At 69.0% G+C, this 26,716-nt stretch carries 15 protein-coding genes; 8 read left to right on the top strand and 7 right to left on the bottom strand.

The genetic code is table 11. The annotated features are described in order from the left end of the window. Positions 1-12 precede the first annotated feature (12 nt). Positions 13-1,632 (bottom strand): NAD+ synthase, encoded by a 1,620-nt coding sequence (locus tag GH681_RS09540; RefSeq protein WP_153161244.1) that lies wholly within the window; start codon positions 1,630-1,632, stop codon positions 13-15. Positions 1,633-1,834: 202 nt separating this feature from the next. On the opposite strand from GH681_RS09540, the gene GH681_RS09535 reads away from it, so the two are divergent. The 3 genes from GH681_RS09535 to GH681_RS09525 all read left to right on the top strand — a co-directional run bounded on the left by GH681_RS09535 (position 1,835) and on the right by GH681_RS09525 (position 4,203). Beyond that, positions 1,835-2,314: a M23 family metallopeptidase gene (locus GH681_RS09535; protein ID WP_194271193.1), complete on the top strand. Its 480-nt coding sequence runs from the start codon at positions 1,835-1,837 to the stop codon at positions 2,312-2,314. Positions 2,315-2,556: 242 nt separating this feature from the next. After that, on the top strand, positions 2,557-3,000 hold the full coding sequence (locus GH681_RS09530) for a hypothetical protein (protein WP_153161242.1): 444 nt from the start codon (positions 2,557-2,559) through the stop codon (positions 2,998-3,000). A gap of 72 nt (positions 3,001-3,072) precedes the next feature. Continuing rightward, positions 3,073-4,203 carry a GNAT family N-acetyltransferase gene (locus GH681_RS09525; protein WP_153161241.1) on the top strand — a complete coding sequence of 377 codons (1,131 nt, stop codon included), beginning with the start codon at positions 3,073-3,075 and terminating at the stop codon, positions 4,201-4,203. On the opposite strand, the gene GH681_RS09520 is transcribed toward GH681_RS09525, so the two are convergent. Both GH681_RS09520 and GH681_RS09515 read right to left on the bottom strand, forming a co-directional pair. Beyond that, positions 4,204-5,433, bottom strand: a complete 1,230-nt coding sequence (locus GH681_RS09520; RefSeq protein WP_153161240.1) for an MFS transporter — start codon at positions 5,431-5,433, stop codon at positions 4,204-4,206. It lies immediately after the preceding gene. A gap of 64 nt (positions 5,434-5,497) precedes the next feature. Beyond that, positions 5,498-10,210, bottom strand: coding sequence for a PAS domain S-box protein (locus GH681_RS09515; protein WP_153161239.1), 4,713 nt, complete (start codon positions 10,208-10,210; stop codon positions 5,498-5,500). A 301-nt stretch (positions 10,211-10,511) separates the two neighbouring features. Here GH681_RS09515 and GH681_RS09510 point away from each other — a divergent pair, with 301 nt between their 5' ends. Next, the gene (locus GH681_RS09510) at positions 10,512-12,254 is read left to right on the top strand and encodes a SulP family inorganic anion transporter (RefSeq protein WP_153161238.1); all 1,743 of its coding nucleotides are present in this window, start codon (positions 10,512-10,514) and stop codon (positions 12,252-12,254) included. A gap of 102 nt (positions 12,255-12,356) precedes the next feature. Next, positions 12,357-14,408: an elongation factor G gene (gene fusA / locus GH681_RS09505; RefSeq protein ID WP_153161237.1), complete on the top strand. Its 2,052-nt coding sequence runs from the start codon at positions 12,357-12,359 to the stop codon at positions 14,406-14,408. Positions 14,409-14,505: 97 nt separating this feature from the next. Here fusA and GH681_RS09500 read toward each other — a convergent pair whose 3' ends face one another. The 4 genes from GH681_RS09500 to crcB form a co-directional block, all read right to left on the bottom strand. Next, complete coding sequence (locus GH681_RS09500; protein WP_153161236.1) at positions 14,506-16,233, bottom strand: bifunctional diguanylate cyclase/phosphodiesterase; 1,728 nt, start codon at positions 16,231-16,233, stop codon at positions 14,506-14,508. Next, positions 16,226-18,859: an ATP-binding protein gene (locus GH681_RS09495; RefSeq protein WP_153161235.1), complete on the bottom strand. Its 2,634-nt coding sequence runs from the start codon at positions 18,857-18,859 to the stop codon at positions 16,226-16,228. The genes GH681_RS09500 and GH681_RS09495 overlap by 8 nt, the downstream gene beginning before the upstream one ends. 549 nt (positions 18,860-19,408) lie before the next feature. Beyond that, a complete protein-coding gene (gene hrpA, locus GH681_RS09490) occupies positions 19,409-23,476 on the bottom strand; it encodes an ATP-dependent RNA helicase HrpA (protein WP_153161234.1) in 4,068 nt (1,355 codons plus the stop codon). A gap of 26 nt (positions 23,477-23,502) precedes the next feature. Next, entirely contained in the window at positions 23,503-23,907 is a 405-nt protein-coding gene (crcB, locus tag GH681_RS09485; protein ID WP_153161233.1) for a fluoride efflux transporter CrcB, read from the bottom strand. Positions 23,908-24,022: 115 nt separating this feature from the next. Here crcB and GH681_RS09480 point away from each other — a divergent pair, with 115 nt between their 5' ends. The 3 genes from GH681_RS09480 to GH681_RS09470 are packed head-to-tail and all read left to right on the top strand — an operon-like array spanning position 24,023 to position 26,714. Next, positions 24,023-25,567 carry an EAL domain-containing protein gene (locus tag GH681_RS09480; protein WP_194271192.1) on the top strand — a complete coding sequence of 515 codons (1,545 nt, stop codon included), beginning with the start codon at positions 24,023-24,025 and terminating at the stop codon, positions 25,565-25,567. Continuing rightward, the gene (locus GH681_RS09475; protein WP_153161231.1) at positions 25,564-25,878 is read left to right on the top strand and encodes a hypothetical protein; all 315 of its coding nucleotides are present in this window, start codon (positions 25,564-25,566) and stop codon (positions 25,876-25,878) included. Before GH681_RS09480 ends, GH681_RS09475 begins: the two co-directional genes overlap by 4 nt. Beyond that, positions 25,875-26,714 (top strand): HDOD domain-containing protein, encoded by an 840-nt coding sequence (locus tag GH681_RS09470; protein ID WP_153161230.1) that lies wholly within the window; start codon positions 25,875-25,877, stop codon positions 26,712-26,714. Before GH681_RS09475 ends, GH681_RS09470 begins: the two co-directional genes overlap by 4 nt. Positions 26,715-26,716 lie beyond the last annotated feature (2 nt).

Here is a 26,716-nt window from a genome sequence, read left to right as displayed (position 1 = left end):
GACGGGGAAGGCTCACGCGTCGCGGTAGCGGGACGTGATCGGGTAACGCCAGTCCTTGCCGAAGCCGCGCTGGGTGACGCGCACCCCCGGCGGCGACTGGCGGCGCTTGTACTCGTTGCGGCGGAGCATCGCCACGGCGCGGTACACGTCCACTTCCGGGTAGCCCTGGGCGACGATCTCGCGGGGCGAGAGGTCGTCTTCCATGTAGGCCGCGATGATGGCGTCGAGCACCTCGTAAGGCGGCAGGGAATCCTGGTCGCACTGGTCGGGCTTGAGCTCGGCCGAAGGCGGACGGGTGAGGATGTTCTCGGGGATCACCGGACCGCCGGGCTGGGCGTTGCGCCAGGCGCACAGGCGATAGACGAAGGTCTTGTAGATGTCCTTGATGACCGCGAAACCACCCGCCATGTCGCCGTAGAGCGTGGCGTAGCCGGTGGCCATCTCGCTCTTGTTGCCGGTGGTGAGCACGATGGCGCCGGTCTTGTTGGAGAGCGCCATCAGGATCATCCCGCGGATGCGCGACTGGAGGTTCTCCTCGGTCGTATCCTCGGGGAGGCCGGCAAACTGCGGCGCCAGCATCGCGGCAAAGGTCTTCATCGCGGGCTCGATGGCGATCTCGTCGTAGCGCACGCCGATGCGGCGGACCATCTCGCGGGAATCGTCCAGGCTCATCTGGGCCGTATAAGGCGACGGCATCATCACCGCGCGCACCTTGTCGGCGCCCAGGGCATCGACGGCGATGGCCAGGGTGAGCGCCGAATCCACGCCACCGGAAAGGCCGATCAGCGCGCCGGGAAAACCGTTCTTGCCCAGATAATCGCGCACGCCGAGCACCAGCGCCTGATACACGTCAGCCTCGACGGGGCGCACGTCCGGCAACCTGCAATCCTGCCAGGCGCCGTCGGCAAAGCGGAGCAGCGAAAGCTCTTCGGCAAACATCGCGCCCTGCCAGGCAAGGCTGCCGTCCTGGTCGAGGGCGAAGGAGCCGCCATCGAAGACCAGTTCGTCCTGCCCGCCCACCAGATTGCAGTAGGCCACCGGCAGGCCGGTGTCGGCGATGCGTTCGCGCAGCACGTCGTAGCGCAGCTGCTGCTTGTTCATGTGGAAGGGCGAGGCGTTGAGCACCAGCAGCAGCTCGGCGCCGGCTTCGCGGGCACCGTCGGCGGCGCCGGCTTCCCACACGTCGGCGCAGATGTTCACGCCGATCTTCACGCCCTTCAGCTCGAACACGCAGGCTTCAGTGCCGGGCTCGAAGTAGCGCTCTTCGTCGAACACCTCGTAGTTGGGCAGGCGATGCTTGAAGTAGGTGTGGGTGATGCGCCCGTCGCGGATCACCGCGGCGGCGTTGTAGCGCTCGCCGCCGTAAAGGGCCGGATAGCCGACCAGCACGGTGATGCCCTGCACCTGGGTGGCGAGGGCCGCCAGCTCATCGGCGCAGGTGTCGATGAAGGCCGGCCGCAGGAGCAGATCCTCGGCCGGGTAGCCGCACAGGGCGAGTTCAGGGGTGAGGACCACATCGGCGCCCGCGGCCTTGGCCCGGGTCACCGCTTCCAGTATCCGGCGCGCATTGCCGGAGATGTCGCCCACGACGGCATTGATCTGGGCGACAGCGACGCAAAGTGGGGTTTTCATGGGGCGACACTATACCGCAGGCGCCCAGTCACGATCCGCCCCGCACGCAGCAGCCAGCGCCCAGGCCCCGCTCGCGCACATCGATCAACGGGCGGATCCCCGCAATCCGGACATGGAATTCGCACGCGATATGACATAAATTGATTGCATGCACTCATCCCGGGGAAAGCCATCCCCGCCATCACTCCAAAAGGAGCAGGACATGACGACGATCTTCTGGCCGCTGCAAAGCAACATCATCCGTCGATGCTCGACCAACAACACCTTCGGCATGGTGCGCAAGTTCGCTGACGGCACGCCCAAACCGCATCAAGGCTGGGATTTTGCGGCCAGAGTCCAGACCCCCGTTTACGCCATCGCCGACGGACGCGTGGCTTTCGTGCGGGACAAAGGCGACTACGGCCTGCAGTTATGCCTCGAGTTCGAGTTCGAGGAGGCCACGCTGTACGCGTTTTATGCCCATTTGTTCAAGGTATTCGTGCGTGAGGACGATGCCGTCAAAGGTAACGATCAAATCGCGGCATCGGGGGAAAGCGGAAACGCCAAGGGGATGCCCGCGAACGACCAGCACCTCCACTTTGAAATCCGCACCAAAGCCCAGGCGGGGCTCGGCCTGGCAAACCGGCTGAGCCCCCTCCGCGTATTTGGTGAATGCCCACTCCACAAAGAGATCGCCGGATGAGCCCGCACTCGATGAATCGCCTTGCCTCCCTGTTAGGCGTGATCATTGCCACAAGCCTTTCCGCGGAAGACGCACGGCCCGACGCTCCGCCTGCGCCCGCCCGTCCCATCACCGCTCCGGCCGCCCGACTAGCACCGGCCGACGCAGTGGGTTTTGATGGCAGCCGCCTAGGCCTAACCGACTGCCGGGTCGCACGCCAAGCAGTTCAAGGCCTGATCCTGGCCATCTGCCGGGATCCGGAGATGGATCGCGGCAAGAACCCGGGGCTGCGCCTGATCGCCGTGCATCACGATCCGAACGGCGAGCACATTCGCTTCCGCAGCCCGTTCGGCGGCGGCGACGCGTACACCGCGAACCTCACCGTCTTCGCCCTACCCCGCTCCGGCAGCCAGGTCATCCTGGTGGATTTCGCTGCCGAGTTTCACTACGGAACACAGGTATTCTTCCTGCGCGAGCACGGCCTGCCGCGTCTGGTCGGCAATATCGACGGCGTGGCGCTCGACGACGACGACGACGCTGCCGCACCGAGCCGCTACGTCAGCGTCCTCGGCACGTCGGCCGGCTTTCAACTGCGCTTCAGCCGCCCGCTGATCAGGCTCGACCGCAATGGACTGCCGGGCAGAGCCCGCCCCACCACCTACCACTACGACATCGGCACGGAGCGCTGGACGCAATCAGGCAACTAAGACGTCTGCAACCCGACGACGGGCCACCATTGGCAACAGTAAGCGCCTGTCTTTACCGACCGCGACACCACGGTGCTCCACGATTTCCGCCTCCACCCCGCCATCGCCGAGATCCCCGCCGATCAGTGGGATGCCCTCGCTGGCGATCAGCCCTGCCTGTCCCACGCCTTTCTGGCGGCGCTGGAAACCAGCGGCTGCGTGGCGCCGGGCACCGGATGGGTGCCGCAGCACGCGGCGCTGTGGGACGGCCCGCGGCTGCTGGCGGCGATGCCGTTGTACCTCAAGCACCATTCCTACGGCGAATACGTGTTCGACTGGGCGTGGGCGGATGCCTACCGACGCCACGGGCTGGATTACTACCCCAAGTGGCTGTCGGCCCTGCCCTTCACGCCGGTGCCGGGCCTGCGGGTGCTGGGGGTGGATGAGGCGAGCCGGCGGACGCTGATCAGCCGGGTGATCGCCCAGGTGCGCGATTCCGGCGCGTCGTCGCTGCACGTGCTGTTCCCCACCGAAGAGGAAACCGGCTGGCTCGCCGAGGCCGGGCTGGAGATCCGTCACGGGGTGCAGTTTCACTGGCAGAACGCCGGCTACCGGGATTTCGACGACTTCCTCGCCCGCCTCGCCCAGCCCAAGCGCAAGAAGATCCGCCAGGAGCGGCGCAAGGTGGCGGATGCGGGGGTGACTTTCCGGGTGCTGCGGGGCGCGGCCATCGGCGCGGACGACTGGGCGTTCTTCCACGCCTGCTACTGCCGCACCTACGCCGAGCACCGCTCGTCGCCCTATCTCACGCTGCGCTTCTTCGAGGATTTCCACCACGCCCGGCCCGAGTCCTGCGTGCTGATGATCGCCGAACGCGTTGGCCAGCCGGTGGCAGCCAGCCTCTTTCTACAGGATGCCGAGGCGCTCTACGGCCGCTACTGGGGCGCGACCGAATTCATCCCCTGCCTGCACTTCGAGGCCTGCTACTACCAGGCCATCGACTACGCGATCCGTCAGGGCCTCGCCCGCTTCGAGGGCGGCGCCCAGGGCGAGCACAAGCTCTCGCGCGGGCTGGAGCCGGTGCGCACGACCTCCGCCCACTGGATCGCCGATCCACGCTTCCGGGATGCTGTTCGGCGCTTTCTGGCCCAGGAACGGGACGGCGTAGATGGCTATCTGGACGAGCTCACCGAGCACCTGCCGTTCAAGCGGCAGGACGGGTGATCAGCGGGCGCCGCAGGCGGCGGGCTGCAGTTTTTCCTCGCGGATTGGCAGATTGACCAGCGCGGCGAGGCCCGCCAGTACCATGTCGGCGTACCACATCCAGTCGTAGTTGCCGGATTCCACCAGCGCGATGCCGCCCAGCCAGGCGCCAAAGAAGGCGCCGATCTGGTGGGACAGCAGCGTGAGCCCGAACAGCGTGCCCAGGTAGCGCAGGCCGAACAGCTTGCCCACCAGCCCGGCGGTGGGCGGCACGGTGGCGAGCCAGGTGAGGCCCAGGCCAATGGCGAAGACGTAGAAGGTCAGGTCGGTCTTGGGAGAGACGAGGTAGATGCCCACCATTGCCGCCCGCGAGCCGTACATCCACACCAGCAGCCACTTCATCCGGTAACGCTGCCCGAGCGCCCCCGCCGACAGGCTGCCGACGATGTTGGCGAGTCCGATCAGCGCCAGCGACAGGGCCGACACGCTGGCCGGCAGGCCGCACAGGTCCACCGCGCCGGGCAGGTGGGTGACGAGGAAGGCGATGTGGAAGCCGCAGGTGAAGAAGCCCGCGTGCAGGCACCAGTAGCTGCGGTCGCGGAAGGCGACGCGCAACTGTTCGGTGAGGCTCATGCTCACCGCCGCGCCGCCCGCCGGGTGCTCGGCCTTGTGACGCAGTGGCCACGACAGCGGAATCGTCAGCAGGGTGACCGCGGCGAGACTGAACAGGGCCGTCACCCAGCCGTAGGCGCCGATCAAAAACTGCGACAGGGGCGCAAAGACAAACTGCCCGAACGACCCGCCGGCGTTGATGAAGCCCGACGCAAACGCCCGCTTGTCAGCCGGCAGGCGCTGGGACACCGCGCCCAGCAGGATCGAGAAGCTGCCCGCCCCGGCGCCAGCGGCCACCAGCAGGCCGACGGTGACGGTGAGCGCGAACTCGCTCTCGACGAAGGGCGTAAGCGCCAGCCCCAGGGCCATCAGCACCGCGCCACCAAACAGCGATCCGGCCGGGCCGTAGCGGTCGGCGATGGCGCCGAATACCGGCTGGGACGCCCCCCACACGAACTGCGACACCGCCATCGCGAAGCTGATGCCGGTGATGCCGATGCCGGTGGCGGTGTTGATCGGCGACACGTAGAGCCCGAGGGACAGACGCACGCCCACGGTCACCATCAGAACCGCAGAGGCGGCCAGGATGAGGGTCCAGTACGACGCTGGCGTCGGCGGATTGGCTTGGGACGAAGTCATCGGAAAACGCGGGGGCTGACGAAAAACGGCCGGCCAGCATCCACCGAAAGCCCGGCCCGGTCAATCAGGGCTTGTGAGCATCCAGGATCGCCCGGGCTGCAACGAAGTCATAGCCTTCAATCGCCTGCTCGAAGCGGCCCATGTCGGCCCCCAGGCGGGCCGCCAGCAGCGCGGCGGAATCGCGCACCATGCGCTGTACGGCCACGTTGCCGTCGGCCAGGAGCGCGTCGATCCGCACCACGGCCTGCTCGACCGCAGCAGGGTCGGGGGCGACGGCCTCGGGCGGCACGTCGGCCGGCAGGGCCCGGATGGCTGCCACGAGGGCGGACTGGGCAAGGGCCACGTCGTCAAGCCGGGCAGTCACCACAGCGAGGTCATGCTCTTCGCGGATCGCGGCTTCCAGCTCCGCGGCCAGCTGCTGGACGCCCACCGCGCCGATCATGCCGGCCACGCCCTTGAGGGAGTGGGCGAGGCGCCGGAGCTCCGGCTGGTTGCCCGCAGCCAGCACGGCGCGGATGCGCTCGGGGTCGTCGACGTGACCGTCGGCAAACTTGTGCAGGAGGCGCAGGTAGTTGGGAATCCGCCCGCGCAGGTTCTTGAGACCGTAGGCCACGTCGAGGCCGGGCACCCGCTCCAGACGGGTGCGGATGTCGGGTTCGGGGCCGTCGGGGGCGGCCGGCGCCGGGGCGAAGGCGGGTTCGGGCGCAGGCGCTGGCTCGGGCTGCGCGGCCGGGCTGGGCGCCGGAGTACGCCGGGGCAGCCACTGGATCAGCGTGGCGTATAGGGCAGCGGGGTCCACCGGCTTGGAGAGGTGGTCATTCATGCCGGCATCCAGGCAGCGCTGGCGATCCTCGCCGAAGGCGTTGGCGGTCATCGCGACGATGGGCACATCCCGGTAACCCGCGCCGCGGATCGTCCGGGTGGCCTCGACGCCGTCCATCACCGGCATCTGCATGTCCATCAGGATCAGGTCGTAGGCGTCCCGGCCGACCTTGGCCACGGCCTCGGCGCCGTTGCAGGCCACATCCACCTTCAGGCCGACGCCTTCGAGGAGCGACAGGGCGACCTCCTGGTTGATCAGGCTGTCTTCCACCAGCAGCACGTGGGCACCCGCGTGATCCCGGGCGATGGCAGTCTCACCGGGGAGTTGATCGAGGGGCATCGCTTCCTGGGCCGAGACCTGATTGAAGCGCGACTGGATCGCGTCGTGAAGATCGGAGAGGCTGACCGGCTTGGCGATCACCCCGCTCGCCCCGCAGGCCCGGGCTTCCTCGCGCTTGCCAGGGCTGTCGCCAACGGTGAGCAGGATGCAGCGGGGCGCCGGGCTGAGCCCCAGCTGACCGATCTGCGCCACGACCATGCTGCCGTCCATGCCCGGCATGCCGTCGTCTACCAGCACCAGATCGTAGGGGTCGCCAGCGGCCACCGCGCTCTTGACCTGCGTCAGCGCGTCGGCGCCGCAATCGGTGCTGGCAACGCGCATCCCCAGGGTGGTGAGCATCGAGCCCAGCACCTGGCGGGATGCGGCCAGGTCGTCCACCACCAGCGCGTGGAGCGCCGGCAGCGGACGGGTGCGCCACACGCTGCTGGCGCCCTTGACGAGGCGGGCGGTGAGCCAGAAGTTGCTGCCCCGGCCGGGTTCGCTATCCACGCCGGCCTGACCGCCCATCAGGCGGGCCAGGTGACTGGTGATCGCCAGCCCCAGCCCGGTGCCACCGAAGCGCCGGGTGGTGGAGCCGTCGGCCTGCTCGAAGGGTTTGAACAGGCGCTGCCGGACTTCCGGCTCGATGCCGATGCCGGTATCGATGACCTCGAAGCGCAGCAGCACCGAATCGTCGTTTTCTTCCTCGATCCGGGCGCTGAGCAGGATCACCCCCTGCTCGGTGAACTTGACCGCGTTACCCAGGTAGTTGAGCAGCATCTGCCCCAGGCGGGTGGCGTCGCCGCGCAGCCGGTCGGGCACGTCGCCCATGTCCACCACCAGCTCGAGCCCCTTCTGGTAGGCCCGGTCGGCCACCAGGGCACAGGCCTTGCGCACCACGTCCTCGAGGCGGAAGTTCACGTCGTCGAGGGTCAGCTTGCCGGCCTCGATCTTCGACAGATCGAGGATGTCGTTGATGATCGTCAGCAGGTGGCCGGCCGCGTCGCTCACCTTCTGCAGGCGAACCTGGGCTTCCTGGTCGGCCACGCTGCGGCGCAGCAGATGGGTCAGGCCGATGATGGCGTTCATCGGGGTACGGATCTCGTGGCTCATGTTGGCGAGGAAGGCACTCTTCGCCCGGTTGGCCGCATCGGACTGCTCCTTTGCCTCTTCGAGTTCGGCGGAACGCTGGGAGAGGATCAGATTCGTCTCTTCGAGCTGGCGGGTGCGCTCGGCGACCCGCTGTTCGAGCTGGTCGTGGTAGCGGGCCAGCTCCGCCTCCACCTGCTTGCGCTCGGTGATGTCCTGCTGGATGCTGAGATAGTGGGTCACCTCGCCGCCGTCCCGGAAGATCGGCGAGACGCGTGCAAACTCCACCCTCTCCTCGCCATTCTTGCGGCGGTTGATGAACTCGCCCTCCCACGGCTGGCCGGCCTTCAGCGCCGCCCACAGCGCGGTGTAGGTTTCGGGCGGCGTGAGGCCGGACTTCACGAAGCCCACCTGGCGCCCGATGGCCTCGTCGCAGGTGTAGCCGCTGGTCCGCTCGAAGGCGCGATTCACGTACTCGATGCAGCCGCGGGTGTCGGTGATGATCACGCTGGCCGGGCTCTGCTCCACCGCCAGCGACAGCTTGACCAGCTGCTCGGCGGCATGGCGCTTCTCGGTGGTGTCGCGCCACACGCCGGCCAGATACTGCCGACCGCGGATCTCGATGGGCCGGTAGCTCAGCTCCACTTCGCGGCAGCTCCCGTCGGCGCAGCGATGCTGGTGATCGACGTTGAGCCCCCCCTTGTGCTCGACGAGGTCACGGATCACGCTCTTCACCTGCTCGGGGGTCAGCGTCGCCTGGATGTCGAGCGCCGTGAGCGCAGCGAAGGCCTCGCGCGAATACCCCAGCCCCTGACAGGCCGCGTCGTTGAACTCGACGAAGCGCAGGGTCTCGGTATCCAGCAGCACGATGCCGTCGGCCGCCTGGCTGACGATGGCGCTGAAGATCTCCTCCCGCTCCCGCAGGGCCTGCTCGTCGTGGCGCAGCTCGGTGATGTCGCGGGCGATGCCGAACACCCCCAGCACCTTGCCGGTCTCGTCATGGAGCGGGCCCTTGGTGGTCTGGAAGATCAGCGTGCCGTGGGCGGTGGTCAGCGCCTCTTCCCAGGTCGCAACCGAATCGGTCTCCATCACCACGCGGTCCTGCCGACGGATGGCGGCGGATTCGGCGGGCGGAAAGAACGTGTCGTCGATCTGCCCCACCAGCCCGGCCGGCGTGGTGCCCATGATCCGGGCCACCTCGCGGTTGGCAAACAGGTAGCGGCCCTCCACATCCTTGGCGAAGATCGCATCGGTGGAGCCGTTGGCGATCGCGTCGAGCAGGCGCAACTCGCGCAGCTGACGGGTCTGGCGTTCATCCCGCTCCCGGGCAATCACCAGCGCCCGGCGCTGGGACAGCAGCACCGCCGCCACGCCGATGCTGAGCAGTGCAAAGCCGGCAGCCAGGGCGATGGACCAGATGTAGCCGCTGGTCGGCGCCTTGATCTCGCTGACGTCGATCTTCACCACCAGCACCCAGTCGGTTCCTGGCACTTCGCGGGCCATGCCGACCACCGGAACGCCCCGGTAATCCTCGGCCTCGATGGGCACCCCCAGCGCCGCCGGCCCGCTGGCGATGCGCGCCGACAGGGTGTCCCGGTCATCGAGGGGCATCTGCTGGCCAAAAGGCGGCGAAGGCGGGTGACGCAGCGGCGAAACCAGCCGCAGCTTGCCGTTCTCCCGCTGAAGCAGCAGGGTTTCGGCCGAGTCGCTGGGCACCGGCCAGCGCTTCAGGCTTTCGTAGAGGAAAACGGCCGGATCGGCCTGCAGGATCACCGCCACCGCGCGGCCGGCTTCAGGCATGCTCAGACGGGCGAGGAAATCCAGGGTCACCGGCACGGAGCCCTGGTCGCCTGGATCACCCAAAAAACGGATCGGCGCAGGCCCATCGGGGCGGGTCGCCACCCGCCGCGCCGCATCCAGCAACTGCGGGGCGGGCACGAGCTCGCCCCCCGTCTTCAGCACCACCTTGCCGTCGGCGTCCACCAGCGCCGCCTGGGCGTAGCGGTACGTGTCGCGGATCGCTTCGATGGCAGACAGCAGCGACGCCTTGGCCCGCCCGTCGTTATCCCGCTGCCACCGGGCAAGCAGCTCCCGCAGCCCTGCGTTGCGCTCGATCACCAGGGCGTCGCTCTGCCGCTCGTTAACCCACATCGCCAGTTGCCCGACCTTCAGGTCGGCAATCGCCTCGATGCGACGGTATTCCTCGGCCCGATGCTGCTTCACGATGAAGAGGACGCTCAGGTAACCCAGCGCGACCACGCCGATGGACAGAAGCACCAGCGGCAGCACCAGTGATCGCCAGCGTGCCAGCCCCGGCAGCGGTTCGGCCGGCGCGACGCCCGCGGCCCCCGACTGCGTGAGCCGCCGCAGCAGGCCCCACAGGAGCAGCGAGGTCACCCCCACGAAAACCCAGCCCTTGACCGTACTGGCCCGGTGGATTGCCTGGGGATCGGACAGCACGCTCGTCACCAGCAGATCCGAGAACAGGATCCACCCCGACGCGAACACCGCGTAGATCAGGACAACCCGGATGATCCGGCTATCCACGGGCGCGCACCCTCGCAGCGGATATCGCGCCAGCGACCTGCGGGCAGACGGCGGCAACATGGGGCAGGTTCGGCATCAGGTGGATCACCGGGAGAGTCATTCCAGTTGCGGGGGTCATGGAGAAGCGGAAATCCGACGTACGCGTCACGTTGATCTGTCGGGTTATCGTCCCGGCAGGTGCCTTTCTTTAACGTGGCACCGAAGGCCGACACGGTCAAGGCATCCGCCCGCGTGACCGGCGCCATGCCAGCACGCTAAACTTTTGGATTCCCGCCGATCCGCCCGAACCGGAACGCCCGCCATGCCCCCTGCCCTGCCCCCGCTGCTGCGCCGTCTGCTGCCCTTTCTCGCCTGGCGCAGCCAGCTCGACGCGGCCACCGTGCGCAACGATCTGGTGGTCGGCTTCACGGTGGCCCTGGTGGCGATCCCCCAGGCCCTGGCCTACGCCCAGCTCGCCGGTCTGCCCGCCTACGTGGGGCTGTACGCCTCCCTGCTGCCGTCCATCGTCGGCGCCCTGTGGGGCTCGTCCGCCCAGCTCAACACCGGCCCGGTGGCCCTCACCAGCCTGCTCACCGCCGCCGCCCTCTCGCCCCTGGCCCTGCCCGGCTCCGAAACCTGGCTGCTGCTGGCCGTCCAACTGGCCTTGCTGGCGGGCATCCTGCAGCTGGCCTTCGGGCTGCTGCGCCTCGCCCACTTCGCCGACCTGCTGTCGCACCCGGTGCTCCACGGCTTCATCAACGCCTGCTCGCTGCTCATCATCACCGCCCAGCTGCCCACCCTGCTGGGCCTGCCCTCGGCGGGGCAGAAGCCCTTCGTCGAGGCGATCGTCGACATCGCGTGCACCATGCCCGACGTGCATCTGCCCTCCGCCGCCCTGGGCGGGCTGGCGGTGGTGCTGCTGCTGGTGCTCCAGCGCTTCAAGGTTGGCGGCCCCGGCGTGCTGGCGGTGGTGGCCGGGCTGGCCGCGGTGGGCTGGCTGACGGATTTCGAAGCCACCGGCGGACGGGTGGTCGGCCGGCTGCCGGAGCAGACCCTCGCCTTCGCCCTGCCCAAGGCCGACTGGGCGCAGATCACCGACCTCCTGCCCTCGGCCTTCGTGCTGGCGCTGGTGAGCTTCATCGAGGCCATGTCGAGCTGCAAGCTGGCCTCGGCGCGCACCGGCCAGCGCTGGGATGGCAACCAGGAGCTCATCGGCCAGGGCCTGGCCAAGCTCACCGCCTCGGTGTGCCAGGCCTATCCGGTAAGCGGATCGTTCGGCCGTTCGGCCTTCCTGCTGGCAGCCGGCGCCCGCACCGGGCTCGCCTCGGTGGTGGGCGCGCTGGTGGTGCTGGGCGCGCTGCTGCTGGTGCCCGAACCCATCGCCCACGTGCCCCGGCCGGTGCTGGCGGCGGTGATCCTCGTCACCCTGGCCAAGCTGCTGTCCGTCGCCCAGCTGCGCGAAGCCTGGCAGGCCGGGCGCGACGACGGGCTGGCCGGCACGGTGGCCTTCGTGGCGACGCTGGCCTTCGCGCCCCACGTGGAGATCGGCATCCTCGCCGGGCTTTTCCTGTCGCTGGCGCTGCTGATCTACCGCAGCATGACGCCACGGGTCGCCCTGCTCGGCCGCCACCCGGACGGCACCTGGCGCGACGCGGCGCGTTTCGGCCTGCCGCCGCCCCACCCGCAGGTGGCGATCCTGCGCTTCGACGGCCCGCTGCACTTCGTCAACGCCGCCACCTTTGAAGACGCCGTGCTCGCCGCCTGCCGCGGGCAGCCGCAGATGGCGGTGCTGGTGCTCTCCTGCGCCGGCATCAACGCCATCGACGCCAGCGGAGTCGAGGCCCTGCGCCGCGTCCGCCGCCAGCTGCTGGCCGATGGCCGCCAGCTTGCCTGCTGCGGCCTCAAGAAGCAGGTCATCGACGTGCTGGAGCGCACCGGCCTGTGGAACGACCTCGCTCCCCACGCCGCCTACCGCACCGAGGACGACGCCCTGCGCGAGTTTCTCCCGGGTCTGAGCAGCGGCGATGCAGCACCCGCCCCCCAGCGCCGCGGCTTCGAGTGGTAGCGCCGCTTTGTTGACCTGGATCGTTGTTCTGCGGGCCTTGCAGGCAGATACTTCCGGAATCTCGTGTTTCGGCTTTCAAAAATAACTGCAAAGGGAGCAAGCATGACACCCACCTCGGTCCGCGACATCCGCAACCTCACCCTCCTCGGCCAGTCCGGCAGCGGCAAGACCACGCTGCTGGAAAAACTGCTGGCCGCCGCAGGTGCCATCAGTGCCGCCGGGTCTGTCGAAAAGGGCGACACCGTCAGCGACTACGATCCGCAGGAAAAAGCCTTCGGTCATTCCCTCAACAGCGCCCTCGCCCACCTGGAATGGGCCGAACACTGGGTCAACGTGCTTGATACCCCGGGCCTGCCCGATTTCCTCGGCCGCGCGCTGGCCACCCTGCCGGCGGTCGAGACCGCGGTGGTGGTCATCAACGCCGCCGCCGGTGTCGAGACCGTCACCCGCAAGGTGATGGACGCCGCCGCCGACAAGTGCCGGATGATCGTCGTCAATCGCATCGACGCCCCGGGCGTCGACTTTGCCGCCCTGATGGAGCGCATCACCGCCACCTTCGGCCGTGAATGCCTGCCGATCAACCTGCCCACCGCCGACGGCAGCCGCGTCATCGACTGCTTCTTCAAGCCCGACTACGACGCCCAGCCGGCCTTCTCCACCGTCCGCGCCGCCCACGACAACATCGTCGACCAGGTGGTCGAGGTCGATGAAGACCTGATGGCCCTCTACCTAGAGCAGGGGGAATCCCTCCAGCCCGAGCAGCTCCACGACCCGTTCGAGATCGCCCTGCGCGAAGGCCACCTGATTCCCGTGTGCTTCACCTCCGCCCGCAGCGGCGCCGGCGTCACCGAGCTCCTCGACATCATGGGCCGTCTGCTGCCCGACCCGACCGAAGGCAACCCGCCGCGCTTCCTGAAGGGTGAAGGCCCGGCCGCCGAAGCGGTCACCGCCACCACCGACGCCGACAAGCACGTCATCGCCCACGTCTTCCAGGTGAGCAACGACCCCTTCCGCGGCAAGCTCGGCCTGTTCCGCATCCACCAGGGCACGGTCACCCCGAGCACCCAGCTGTTCATCGGCGACGCCCGCAAGCCTTTCAAGGTCGGCCACCTGCTGCGCATCCAGGGCAAGACCCAGACCGAGATCGACGTGGGCATTCCCGGCGACATCTGCGCCGTGGCGCGGGTGGACGACATCCACCGGGACGCCGTGCTGCACGACTCCCACGACGAAGACCACTTCCACCTCGCCCCGCCGCGCTACCCGCAGGCCGTGTTCGGCCTCGCGCTGCAGCCCGAGAAGCACGGCGACGAGCAGAAACTCTCCGAAGCCCTGCACCGCCTGCTCGACGAAGACCCCTGCCTCACCGTCGAGCACAACATCCAGGCCAAGGAAACCGTCATCCGCGGCCTCGGCGACGTGCACCTCAAGACCGTGCTCGAAGCCCTCAAGACCCGCTGGAACCTCAGCCTCGGCACCCGCCCGCCGGCGATCCCCTACCGCGAGACCATCGCCGGCAGCGCCGAAGCCCGCTATCGCCACAAAAAGCAGAGCGGCGGCGCCGGCCAGTTTGGCGAGGTCGCCCTGCGCGTCGAGACCCTCGAACGGGGCGCGGGCCTTGAGCTTGCCGACGAAGTGAAGGGCGGCACCATCCCCTACAACTTCATGCCGGCCGTCGAGAAGGGCGTCCGCCAGGCCATCGCCGAAGGCGTGATGGCGGGCTTCCCGCTGCAGGATCTGAAGGTGACGGTGTTCGACGGCAAGCACCACGCGGTCGACTCCAACGAAATCTCCTTCGTCACCGCTGCCCGCCACGCGGTGCAGGAAGCCGTCCAGGGCGCCCGCCCGGTGGTGCTGGAGCCGCTCATCACCCTCACGGTGCGGGTGGCGGACGAGCACTTCGGCGGCATCAGCGCCGAGCTCTCCGGCCGCCGCGGCCGCGTCACCGGCACCGACAGCCCGCAGCCGGGCTGGACGGAAATCACCAGCCAGGTGCCGATGGCCGAGATGGAAGGCTTCGAGTCACGCCTCAAGTCGATCAGCGGTGGCGACGGCAGCTGCAGCATCGCCTTCAGCCACTACGAGCCGGCCCCCAACGAGGTTCAGCAGCGCCTCGCCCGCGAGCATCAGGGCAAGCGCGGCGGCGAGCAGTAAGCCTCACCCGGGGCGCCAGCCGGCGCCCTGTTCAAACAAAAACAGCAACAATGAGCCGATCATTGTTGCTGTTTTTGCATCAAATCAGCCCCGGCGACTACAGCATGCGGCCGAAGTCCTCCACCGACACCGGCGGCGAGAACAGGTAGCCCTGCCCCTGGTCGCAGCCCAGCCGGCGCAGCACCTCCAGCTGCGCCTCGGTCTCGATCCCCTCGGCCACCACCGAGCAGCCGAACAGGTGGGCGATCACGATGATCGTCTCCACCAGCTTCTGGTCGTCGGCGTCGTGGCCGATCTCGCGCACGAAGCTGCGGTCGATCTTCAGCTCCGACACCGGCAGCGACTTGAGATACGACAGCGACGAATAGCCGGTGCCGAAATCGTCGATCGACACGCCGATGCCCGCCGCCCGCAGCGCACCCAGGCGCGCCTGCGCTTCCTTCAGGTCGTGGATGAAGCCGGATTCGGTCACCTCGATCTTGATCCGCGCCGGCGGCAGGCCCGACTCGGCCACGCGGCGCAGCACGCCGTCCACAAAGCCGTCGTGCTGCAGTTGCCGGCTCGACACGTTGAGGGCCAGCGCGAAATCGTCGGCCAGCCGGCCGGCCTCGTGCCACCCGCTCAGATGGCGGATGCCCTCGTCCAGCACCCAGTCGCCGATTGCGAGGATGTCGCCGGTCTCTTCGGCCAGCGGGATGAACAGGTCCGGCCGCACCGCCCCGACGCTGGCCGAGTGCCAGCGCAGCAGCGCCTCGGCGCCGATCAGGCGGCGGCTGGCGAGGTCGATCTTGGGCTGGAAGACCAGCGCCAGCTCGTTGCCGGACACCGCCTGCTTGAGCGCCTGACGCAGCTGCCGGCGACGCGCCAGCGCTTCGTCCAGCCCTGGCCCGTAACGCCCCACCACGCCCGCAAAGCGCGCCGGAATCGCCGCCGCGGCCTTGCGCAGCAGATCCATGGAGCCGGTGATGCCGTCGCTGGAATGGGCGATCCCGATGCGGATCGGCGTGGCGAGCAGCAGGTCGTCCACCCGGTGGTCGCCTTCGAGCAGGCGCAGCAGGCGCTGGGCGGTCTTCTCCAGCGCGGCCGGGTCGTCGGACGGCTGGACGAGCACCAGCTCGCTGCTGCCCCAGCAGCCGACGATGCCGCCCTGCGCCACCGGGCTGCCGCCCGCCAGCTCGCCCAGCGACTGGAGCAGCCGCTCTGCCGCCGGGTAGCCTTGCAGACGGGCGATGTCCTCCACCTCGTCGGCCACGATGAAGAACACCGCCACCTGCCGTGCGATGGCCAGCAGGCCATCCACCTTGGCCAGCACCGCCCGCCGGTTGGGCAGGCCGGTGGCGCTGTCGGTGAGGGCGATGCTGCGCAGCTCGGCGGTCTGGCGATCCACCAGGGTCTGGAGGAGTTCGGTCTGGCCGCGCAGATCGCGGGACTGGCAGTGGGCCACCAGGATGTTGTGGATGCGCTGCTGCACCTCGCCCTGGTCGAAGGGCTTGTTGAGGAAGTCGATGGCGCCCAGCTCGAGGGATTCTGAGCGGGTCTCCCGGTCGGTCTGGGCGGTGAGCACCACCACCGGCGGCGCCATCACCCCCAGCTGCCAGCGGATCTGGCGCAGCACGTCGAAGCCCGACAGGTGCGGCATGCGGATATCGAGCAGCACCAGATCGGGCGGGCAACGTTTGATCTCCGGCGCCACCTCGCGGGGGTCGGTGAGCCCCAGGGTGTTGCGATAGCCGGCGTCGTCGAGGATGTCCAGCAGCAGCTCGACGTTGGCCGGGGTGTCGTCCACCACCAGGATGCGGGCGTCGGCGAGGTAGTCTTCAAGCATCGGGCGGGTTTCCCAGGTGGTGTTCGAGCACCGCGTACAGACGGCTGAAGTCCAGCGGCTTGGTGAGGTAGTCGGCAAAACCGGCGGCGAGGCCCCGCTCCACGTCGGCGGGCAGGGCGTTGGCCGAGAGGGCGACCACCGGGATGTGGCGGGTCGCGGCGTCGGCCTTGAGGGCGGCCAGCGCGGCGTAGCCGTCCATGCCCGGCAGGTTGATGTCCATCAGGATCAGCGCCGGCTGTTCGGCGCGGGCCAGCTCGATGCCCAGCGCGGCCTCGTGGGCGCAGCTGAGCTGGGCCCGGCCGAAGTCCTCGAAGATGTCGGTCATCAGGCGCTGGTTGGCCGGGTTGTCCTCGACATAGAGCACCCGCGGGCGCAGGGCCTCGTCGTCGTCGGGCAGGGGCTGGGCTGCCGCCGGCGCCACCGTTGGCACCGCCTCGTCGCCAGCCGCCAGGGGCAGCTCGAACCAGAAGCAGCTGCCTTCGCCCTGTACGCTCTCCACCCCCACCCGGCCGGACATCTGCTCGACCAGCTGCTTGGTGAGGGCGAGGCCCACCCCGGCGCCCTCGACCCCGGAATGTTCGGCACCGATGCGATTGAAGGGCTGGAACAGTTCGCCGATCCGGTCGGCCGGGATGCCGATGCCGGTGTCGCGCACCTCGACCCGCAGGCCCCCATCTTCCACCGGCGCCCAGCCCAGCTCGACGCGGCCGCCGTCGCGGTTGTACTTGATGGCGTTGGACAGGAAGTTGATCAGCACCTGCTTGGTACGGGTGAAATCCGCGAGCACCCGATGGCGCCCGGGCACCGCGGGCAGGCGGATGTCGATGCCGCGCGCCTCGGCCAGGGCGCTCACCGAGGCCACGGATTCCTCGATCGCCGCGGCGATCTCCACCGGCTCGATGGAAAACACCAGCCGGCCGGCCTCGATGCGGGCCAGGTCGAGGATGTCGTTGATCAGCGTGAGCAGATGCTGGCCGCTCTTCAGGATCTGCTCCACCTGCCCGGCCTGGCGCTCGGGCAGGGGCTGGCGGCGGTTGTTGAGGAGCAGCTGCGAGAAGCCGATGATCGAGTTCATCGGCGTGCGCAGCTCGTGGCTCATGGACGACAGGAATTCGGTCTTGGCGCGGCTGGCCTGGGCCTGTTTCGCGTGGGCGATCTCCAGCTCGCGGGTGAAACGGGCCTGCTCGTTGATCCGGCGGTAAAGGTTGATGAGCAGCGCGCAGGTGGCGGTAAAGGGTTCCAGCCAGGCCAGCAGCTCTTCATCCACCCTGTTGCGGGAGTTGGAGATGGCGTACATGCCGATCACCTGCCCCTGATCGACGATGGGCACACCCAGGTAGTTGTGCAGCGGCGGATGGCCGTGGGGAAAGCCCGTGCGGCGGGTCTCGGCGCCGAGGTCGTTGGTCATCACCACCTCGCCGCCGGCAAACACCCGGCCGAGCATGGAGTCCGGGTTGGTGAGCATCATGTCGCCGGAGCTGAGGCGCTCCATCAGCCGGCGGGAATCCTCGTTCCAGGAAAGATCGGTGATGGCGTGGATCTTCAGTCCGGGCTTGCCCTCCACCGGCACCACCTCGCCGATCAGCGCGTAGTCGCTGCTGGTCAGGTCGCACAGGGCGTCCTTCAGGAAGGACCACAGCTGGTCGCTGGACATCAGCGTGGCGAAGTCGGTCATGCCCCGGTGCAGCACGTGCAGCAGGCGGTGCTGGGCCTGCTCGCGCTCGCGGGCGCGGTAGAGCTCGGAGAGGTCGGAGAGGATGCCGATGAACTCCACCTCCTCCTGGCCGGGAATCGTCACCTCGCTCACCGCCAGGTGCACCGGGATCGTCCGCCCCGACTTGTGCAGGGCCTGCACCTCCCGGCCGATGCCGATCACGCTGGGCGGGCGGCCCTTGAGGTAGCTGGCGAGATATTCGTCGTGGTGGTCGGCCCAGCGGCTGGGCATGATCACGCGCACGTTGCGGCCCAGCAGCTCTTCGGCCGTGTAACCGAGGATCTGCTGGGCGAAGGGATTGACCTGCTCGATGATGCCCCGCGAGGTGATGCGGATGATCCCCACCGCTGCGCGGTTGAGCACCGCCTGCTTGCGGGCGATGGCGCGTTCGAGGGCGTCGTGCTCGCGCCGGGCCTCCAGCGCCGCCTGATGATGGCGGATCAGCGCCTCCGCCTGGCGAGCGAAGCGGATCAGCCGGTCATGCTCGGCCGCGGTCAGCACACGCGGCGCGGCATCGGCGATGAACAGCGCCCCCACCGCCCGCCCATCCACCGGCCGCAGGGGCAAGCCGGCGTAGAAGCGGATGCCCGGCGCGCCGCAGACCAGCGGATTGCCTGCAAAGCGCGGGTCGGTTGTCGCATCCCTCACCAGCAGCGGGCCGTCCTGGCAGATGGCGTGGGCGCAGAAGGCGTCGCACCGGGGCGTCTCGCGCACGTCGATGCCCAGGGCGGCCTTGAGCCACTGCCGCTCGGCATCCACCAGCGAAATGGCCACGATGGATGCGTCAAAGACCGAGCGGATCAGTTCGACCAGATTGTCGAAGGCGGGATCGGCCGGGGTGTCGAGCAAGCCGATGGCGCGAAGCGCGTGCAGCCGGGCGGCTTCGTCGGCCGGAACGGGGGAAGATTGCATCGGGGCAGACCAGTGGAGATTGGCGGTGGCGCGTCTTGCAGCCCCCACCGGTGTCCTCGGGCGCGCGGGACGGCCGGTAGCGGCCTCCCCGTCTTATCGACGGCGGGCGCGTTCTCTTGAGTGAAACACGCCAGCCGCATGCGTCCGGGCAACGTGGAAAGGAAAACGGGGAGGCAAAAGCCTCCCCGTTTTCCTCGCCCCCACTGCAAGCCGAATTTCTCCGGCTGTGCCAGCGGAATCCCTTGCCCCAAGAAGCCCGGCCTGGCGGCCTGCTCCCTGAAAAATCCGTATCCTGGCCCTTGATAACGTCCGCCTCAGGCCAAGCTTGAACAGCGCTTGAACAGCGCGGCGGCACGTTCTGGGTTGCCCATGGAACCCTGCCCGTCAAAGTCGCGGCCACATGGCCCGACCGGACAGCGCCATGTCGTTCACAATATTTAATAAATTATAAGATGTCGATCGGCAGCGCAAGACCCGGTCGCCCTCCGCGCTGCCAACTTCATCACACCCTGGCATCACGGATGCGTACCCGCCGGAGAAAACCGCCCCTCAGCGCGGCCGGCTTTCCCAGATCTTTTGCAGGCGCTTGACCGACACCGGCATGGGCGTCCGGAGTTCCTGGGCAAACAGGCCCACGCGCAGCTCTTCCAGCAGCCAGCGGAACTCCTCCAGCTGCGGGTCGGTGACGCCGGCCTTGGCCTTGGCGAGCCATTCCCGCTCGAAGGGCTGGGCGAGCTTCTTCCAGTCGGCCATCAGCTCGGCGTCGCGGGCGGGGTTGTTGCGCAGCTTGTCGATGCGCACCGTGGCGCCCTTGAGATAGCGCGGGATCTGGGCGATGCGCTCGTAGGGCAGCGCGACGAGGAAGTGCTTCGGCATCAGCTTGGCCACCTGGGCGTTGATGTCGGCCACCACGTCCGGAAAGGTCTTGAGGCCGGCGAGGCGCTTGGTGAGCGTGGCGTGCTCGACGATCAGCTGGCCGGTGAGGCGCATGAGCTCCTGGGCCACCAGGGTGATGCGCGGCTTGGCTTCCTGGCAGCGCTTGCCGAAACTGTCGGCATCCGTCGGCAGCGGTTCGAGCAGGCAGCAGCGCTCCAGCGTGGCGGTGACGAGCTGGGCCTTGAGCTCCGCCTCGGAACCGTAGCTGATGAACTGCAGCGCCAGTTCGCGGATGCCCGGCAGCTTCTCGATGGCCTTCACCTGGGCCGACAGCGCCAGCGCAAAGAGCCGCGCGAGGCCGCCGCGGTGCACCTTGGCGGCTTCTTCCGGCGTGTCGTAGGGGCGCAGCGAGACGCTGGCGCCGTCGTCGTGGAGCGCCGGAAAGCCGACGATCTCGCGGCCGGCGACCTTCACCTCCAGCAACTCGGGCAGCGGCCCGAAGGTCCAGTCGGTGAAGCCGGCAAGCTGCTTGTCGGCCGCAGGCGCGGGCGCGGCGGCCTTGGGGGCATCGCCACCCTTCTTCGGGGCCGGGGCGGCGGGTTCGGCCGCCGGCACGATGCGGGCGCTCTGGAAGCGCTGTGCCACCTGGTCGCGGAACTTCGTGCGCAGCTCGGCCAGGTTGCGCGATTGGCCAAGGATGCGGCCGTGCTCGTCCTGCACCCGGAAGTTCATGAAGCAGTGCGGGTTGAGGTTCTCGGGCCGGAAGCTCTCCATCGGCAGCTTGAGGGACACCCGCTCTTCTACAAAACGCTGCAGCGCCTTGATGAGCGGGTCGTCCAGGTCGAACTCGCCCGCCTCGAACTTTGCCATGAAGTCCGCCGCGCTGTCGGCCATCGGCTGCAGGCGGTGGCGGTGCTTTTGCGGCACGGTGCGCAGGAGCGCGGTGACCTTTTCTTCGAGCAGACCGGGCACCAGCCATTCGCAGCGGTTGGCAGGAATCTGGTTGAGCATCGCCATCGGCACGGTGAGCGTCACGCCGTCGTCGGCCTCGCCGGGTTCGTGCAGGTAAGCGAGCTTGAGCTTCTGGCCGAGCACCTCGAGGCTGGACGGGAAGCGATCGGTGGTGATGCCTTCCGCGTCGTGGCGCATCAGCTGGTCGCGGGTGAGCTGCAGCACCTTGGGCGCCTTCTTCTCGGCGGCCTTGCGCCAGGCCTCGAAGCTGGCCAGGTCGAGCACCTCGGGCGGCAGCTTGGCGTCGTAGAAGGCGTAGATGAGCTCCTCATCCACCAGCACGTCGGGGCGGCGGGACTTGTGCTCCAGCCGTTCGATCTCGGCCATCAGCCGGCGGTTGTGGCCGAGGAAAGCCATGCCCCGGGCCGGCCCTTCGGCGATCTCGCCCTGCACCAGCCCTTCGCGGATGAACAGCTCGCGGCACAGGGCCGGGTCGATCTCCCGGTAGCTCACGCCGCGACGCGGATACACCGTGAGGCCGTACAGCGCGCCCCGCTCCCAGCCGCGCACCGCGCCGCTGGCCTTCGACCAGTGGGGCTCGGAGATGTGGCGCTTGAGCAGGTGGCCGCCCACTTCCTCCAGCCACTCGGGCTCGATGCGGGCAAGGCAGCGGCCGAACAGCCGCGAGGTATCCACCAGCTCGGCGCACATGATCCACTTGCCGGCCTTCTTGGCGATAGCGGAACCCGGATGCGGCCAGAACTTGATGCCGCGGGCGCCCAGATAGCTGCCGGCGGCGGGGCCCGAGGCGTCCTCGATCTTGCAGCCCACATGACCCAGCAGGCCGGTGAGCAGCGCCTTGTGGATGTCCTCGAAGCTCGCCGGCTTGTCATTCTCCTTCCAGCTGTGCTCGGCGCACAGGGTGTGGAGCTGGGTGAACACGTCGCGCCATTCGCGCAGACGCAGCCACGACAGGAAGTTGCTCTTGCACCACGCCTTCTGCTTGCTGGAGGTCTCGTGGCGCTGGACTTCCTCCCAGGCTTTCCAGAGGTTCCAGTACCACAGGAACTCGGATTTATGCTCCTGCTCCGGGCCGCGGAAGCGGGCGTGGGCCTGGTCGGCGGCGGCCTGACGCTCGGGCGGGCGTTCGCGCACGTCCTGGGTCGAGAGCGCCGCGGCGATCACCAGCACCTCGGCGAGGCTGCCGCGATCCCGCGCGGCGAGGATCATCCGGCCGATCTTCGGGTCGAGGGGCAGCTTGGCGAGCTCGCGGCCGATGGGGGTGAGGTTCATCACCGCCTCGCCCTCGGTCTCTTCGACGGCACCGAGCTCGGCCAGCAGCTGGTAGCCGTCGGCCACCATGCGCGGCAGGGGCGCGTCGATGAACGGGAACTCGGCCACCTCGCCCAACTTGAGGGACTTCATCCGCAGGATCACCCCGGCCAGGGACGAGCGCAGGATTTCCGGATCGGTGTGGGCCGGGCGCTTGTTGAAGTCGTCCTCGTCGTAGAGCCGGAAGCAGATACCGTCGCTCACCCGGCCGCAGCGGCCGGCGCGCTGACGGGCCGCCGACTGGGCGATCTTCTCGATCTGCAGTTGCTCGACCTTGTTGCGGTGGCTGTAGCGCTTGACCCGCGCGAGGCCGGTATCCACCACGTAGCGGATGCCCGGCACGGTGAGCGAGGTTTCGGCCACGTTGGTGGCGAGCACCACCCGGCGGCCTCTGGAGGGCGCGAACACCCGCGCCTGCTCCTGGGCCGACTGGCGGGCGAAGAGCGGCAGGATCTCGGTGCCGGCGGCGTGGTGGGCCTTGCGCAGGGCTTCGGCGGCCTCGCGGATCTCGCGCTCGCCGGGCAGGAAGACCAACACGTCGCCGGGGCCGCTGCGCTGGGCTTCGTCCACCGCATCGACCAGCGCGTCGTAGAGGTCGCGGTCGGGGCCGCGGCTGTCCTGGCGCGGGGTGGGTTCGCCCGGGCGGGCGGGCTTGGGCTCGTCGCGCTCGACGGGCCGGTAGCGCATCTCGATGGGGTAGAGCCGGCCGGAGACTTCGATCACCGGCGCGGGCTTGTCGGCGGTGCCAAAGTGGCGGGCGAAGCGCTCGGCGTCGAGCGTGGCCGAGGTGACGATCAGCTTCATGTCCGGCCGCTTGACGAGCAGCTGGCGCAGGTAGCCGAGCAAAAAATCAATGTTGAGGCTGCGCTCGTGGGCCTCGTCGATGATCAGCGTGTCGTAGGCCGACAGCAGCGGGTCGCCCTGGGTTTCGGCGAGCAGGATGCCGTCGGTCATCAGCTTGATGTAGCTCTGGGGGCCGATGCGGTCGGTGAAGCGGATCTTGAAGCCGACGGTGGCGCCGAGCTCGCTCTTCAGCTCTTGCGCGATGCGGGTGGCGGTGGCCCGGGCGGCGATCCGCCGGGGCTGGGTGTGGCCGATGAGGCCGGACACGCCACGGCCGAGCTCCAGGCAGATCTTGGGTAGCTGGGTGGTCTTACCCGAGCCGGTCTCGCCGCAGACGATCACCACCTGATTGTCGCGGATCGCCGCGGCGATCTCGTCCTTGCGCTGATTGACGGGCAGATCCGGCGGGAAATCCGGCTTCGGCAGCGCCTCGCGGCGGGCGATCAGCTTCGCGGCGGAATCGGCGATGGCGAGGCGCAGGGCCTCCGGCACGTCAGCCAGGGTGCGCGGCCGGCGGGCGAGCTTGCGCAGATCCCGGCGCAGGCGCGGGCGGTCGGCCGACAGGCAGTGTTCGAGCAGGCGATAGGGATCTTGGGAGTCTTGCGGAGAAGCCATTCGGAGGTGCTGCAGGAAAGCGGGGGTCAAGCGCGCAGGACGTGGACGGTCCACATCCCGAGGGCGGTCATGCACAGGGAGCCGCCCAGGTGCAGCGCGGCGGCGCCCAGAGCCCAGGCGTAGCGGGCGGTATCGATGAGATGGACGACCTCCGCCGAGAAGGACGAGAAGGTGGTCAGCCCGCCAAGAAAGCCGGTCACGATGAAAAGGCGCGCCTCGGGCGGCAGATCGGTGCGCAGGGCAAACCACGCCACCGCCACGCCGATGAGGTAGCCCCCCAGCAGGTTGGCCGCGAGGGTGCCCAGTGGCATGTGGGCGAACAGGGGGTTGAGCCGCAGACCCAGCCACCAGCGCAGCCAGGCGCCGAGGGCGGCGCCGACACCGATGGCGACGAGGGCAAGGACCGGGAAATGGTGGGCGTGATCGGACATGGGCCGGGATTTTACCCCGCCCGCCCCGTCGTTGCCCGCTAAAGACCGCGCGACTTCGGCCGATAGCCTGTCAGCTGGCGTGGCGGCCGGCACCGCCACGTACTCTGGAGGAAAGATGGAACACCTCAGCCAAATCCCCGAATCGCCCGACCCGCTGGCCTACCAGCCCCGCTTCGAATGCAGCAGCGGCGAGCTTGCGGGAGCCCGGCTCCACGTCACCGGGCCGGCGGGCCCTGTCGATGCGGCGATCGCCTCGGCCGGGGATGTGCTGGCCCTGCGCGCCGCCTGCGCCCAGGTGGTCGCCTGGACCCGCGGCCGCACGCGGCCTTTCGTGCTGTCGCTGGGCGCCCGTCTCGACGCCCTGTGCGATCCGGCCTTCGCCCAGGAACTCTCCCGCGTGCTGCTGGACACCCAGCTCACGCCCTGCTCCCTCGAATTCGCGATCATCACCAGCGGCGACACCCTCACCGACGCCGAGGAGGCCGCCCTCCAGCACCTCAAGCGCTTCGGCATCCGCCTGTCCATCGACGCCGCCAGCCCGGCCAACGCCCATCTGGCGTGGGCCCGCCGCCTGCCCCTCGACAGCCTCGACGTGCCCTCGCGGCTGGTGCATGACGTGGTGGTCGACCCGGAAGGCGTGGCCATCGTGCGGGCGCTGGTCAACCGCGCCCACAAGATGGGGCTGTCGGTGTGCGCCGCGGGCATCGTGGACGCCCACACCGCCTCGGTGATGACCGCCGCCGGCTGCGACGAGACCCGCGGCCCGCTGTTCGGCGCACCCGAACCCGCAGCGCGCTTCGAGGCGCTGATGAAAGCCGGCCTGCGCATCGAGGGCAACCTCCAGCGCGCCGCCGAAACCGAACGCACCCTGCTGCTGGTGGACGACGAGAGCAACATCCTCGCCTCCCTGCGCCGCCTGCTGCGCCGCGAGGGCTACACCATCCTCACCGCCACCAGCGGCAAGGAAGGCCTCGAACTGCTGGCCACCCACAGCGTGGACGTGATCATCTCCGACCAGCGCATGCCGGGCATGACCGGCGTGGAGTTCCTGCGCAAGGCCAAGGACATGGCGCCCGACACCGTGCGCATGGTGCTCTCCGGCTACACCGATCTCCAGTCGGTCACCGACGCCATCAACGAAGGCGCGATCTACAAGTTCCTCACCAAGCCGTGGGACGACGCGATGCTCGTCGCCAACATCGACGAAGCCTTCCGCCGCAAGCTGCTGTCCGACGAGAACCGCCGCCTCTCGGCCGAGCTCTCCCGGGCCAACAGCGAGCTCGAACGCATCAACGCCCAGCTCAAGTGCGTGCTGGCCGACCGGGAGCGTCGCCTCGGCATGGGCGAAGCCTCCCTCGGGCTGGCCCAGGAAGCCCTCGCCACCATCCCGCTGCCGCTGATGGGCCTCGACCCGACGGGCATGATCGCCCTGGCCAACGGCGCCGCCGAGCGGCTGTTCCCCGGACGGGCACCGCTCATCGGCCTGGATGCCGTCGAGGTGCTGCCCGCGGGCCTGCTCGAACAGATCAGCGCCGCCAGCGATGGCGACGGGGTCGACTGCCCGGAGCTGGGCGGCCGCATCGAAGTTCATCCCCTCGGCGGCAGCCGCAGCACCCGCGGCACGCTGCTGACCTTCAACCGGACGACCAGGTCCCCATGAGCGACGCCCTCGAACGCCCCCTCGACGAAGTCCAGCCCGGCATGGCGCTGGCGGCTGCGGTGGTGGACCGCAACGGCCAGGTGCTGCTGCCGGCCGGGCTCACCCTGGCCGAAAACCACATCGAAAGCCTGCGCCGGCGCGGCATCGACAAGCTCTCCATCACGCCGCCCGAGGCGCCGGACGCCAAGGCCCGCCAGCGGGAAGCCGCGCGGGCGCGGGTGATGCACATCTTCCGCCACACCGCCGACGACCCGGCCGCCCAGCCCCTGCTGCACGCGGTGCTGGCCTTCCGCGAGGAGCAACTGAAGTGAGCCAGCCGAGCCTCGCCGACATCGTCAGCCACATCCACAGCCTGCCGGCCATGCCGGCAGTGGCGCTGGAGCTGCTCCAGACCCTCTCCGGCGGCGACCCCGACGTGGACGCCCTGGCCAGCCGCATCGCCCGCGACCAGGCCATCACCGCCCGCGTGCTGCGGGTGGCCAACTCACCCTTCTACGGCCTGCAGATGCGCGTCGGCTCGATCCACGACGCCATCGTCGTGCTCGGCTTCTCGGCGGTGCGCTCGCTGGTGCTGACCAGCGCGGTGGTCACCACCCTGCCGGCCGGCAAGTGCGCCGGATTCTCCGCCGACCGCTTCTGGCGCCACGTGCTGGGCACCGCCGTCGCCGCCCAGGCCCTGGCCCGCCCCCTGCGCCGCAAGCCCGAGAGCCTGTTCATCGCCGGCCTGCTCCACGACATCGGCCGGCTGGTGATGCTGTCGGCCAACCCCGAGGGCTTCGCCCGGGTCATCCAGATCGCCACCGAACGGGACTGCCATCTGGTGGACGTGGAGGCCGAGATTTTCGGCTGCGACCACACCGCGGTCGGCGCCGCCATCGCCCAGCACTGGAACTTCCCGGCCGAGATCGTCGAAGCCCTGGCCTTCCACCACAACCCGGCGCAGACCGCACCGGGCAGCCTCGCGGCGATCATCCACTACGCTGACGGCATCGCCAAGGCGCTCGACCTGGAAGGCGCCGAGAACACCCAGATGGCCCGGCTGCAGCTCGCCGCCATCGACGCCCTCGGGCTCGACTGGCAAACCCTCACCGCCGTGCTGGCCGAAACCCACGGGCGCTTCGAGGCCCACCTTCCCCTGCTCGGCTGAAC

Origin of the sequence: Zoogloea sp. 1C4 (assembly GCF_009469605.1) — a bacterium.
GTDB lineage: Bacteria > Pseudomonadota > Gammaproteobacteria > Burkholderiales > Rhodocyclaceae > Zoogloea > Zoogloea oryzae.
Note: the sequence above shows the minus strand (reverse complement) of the source record. Positions and strands in the feature narration are given on the sequence as shown.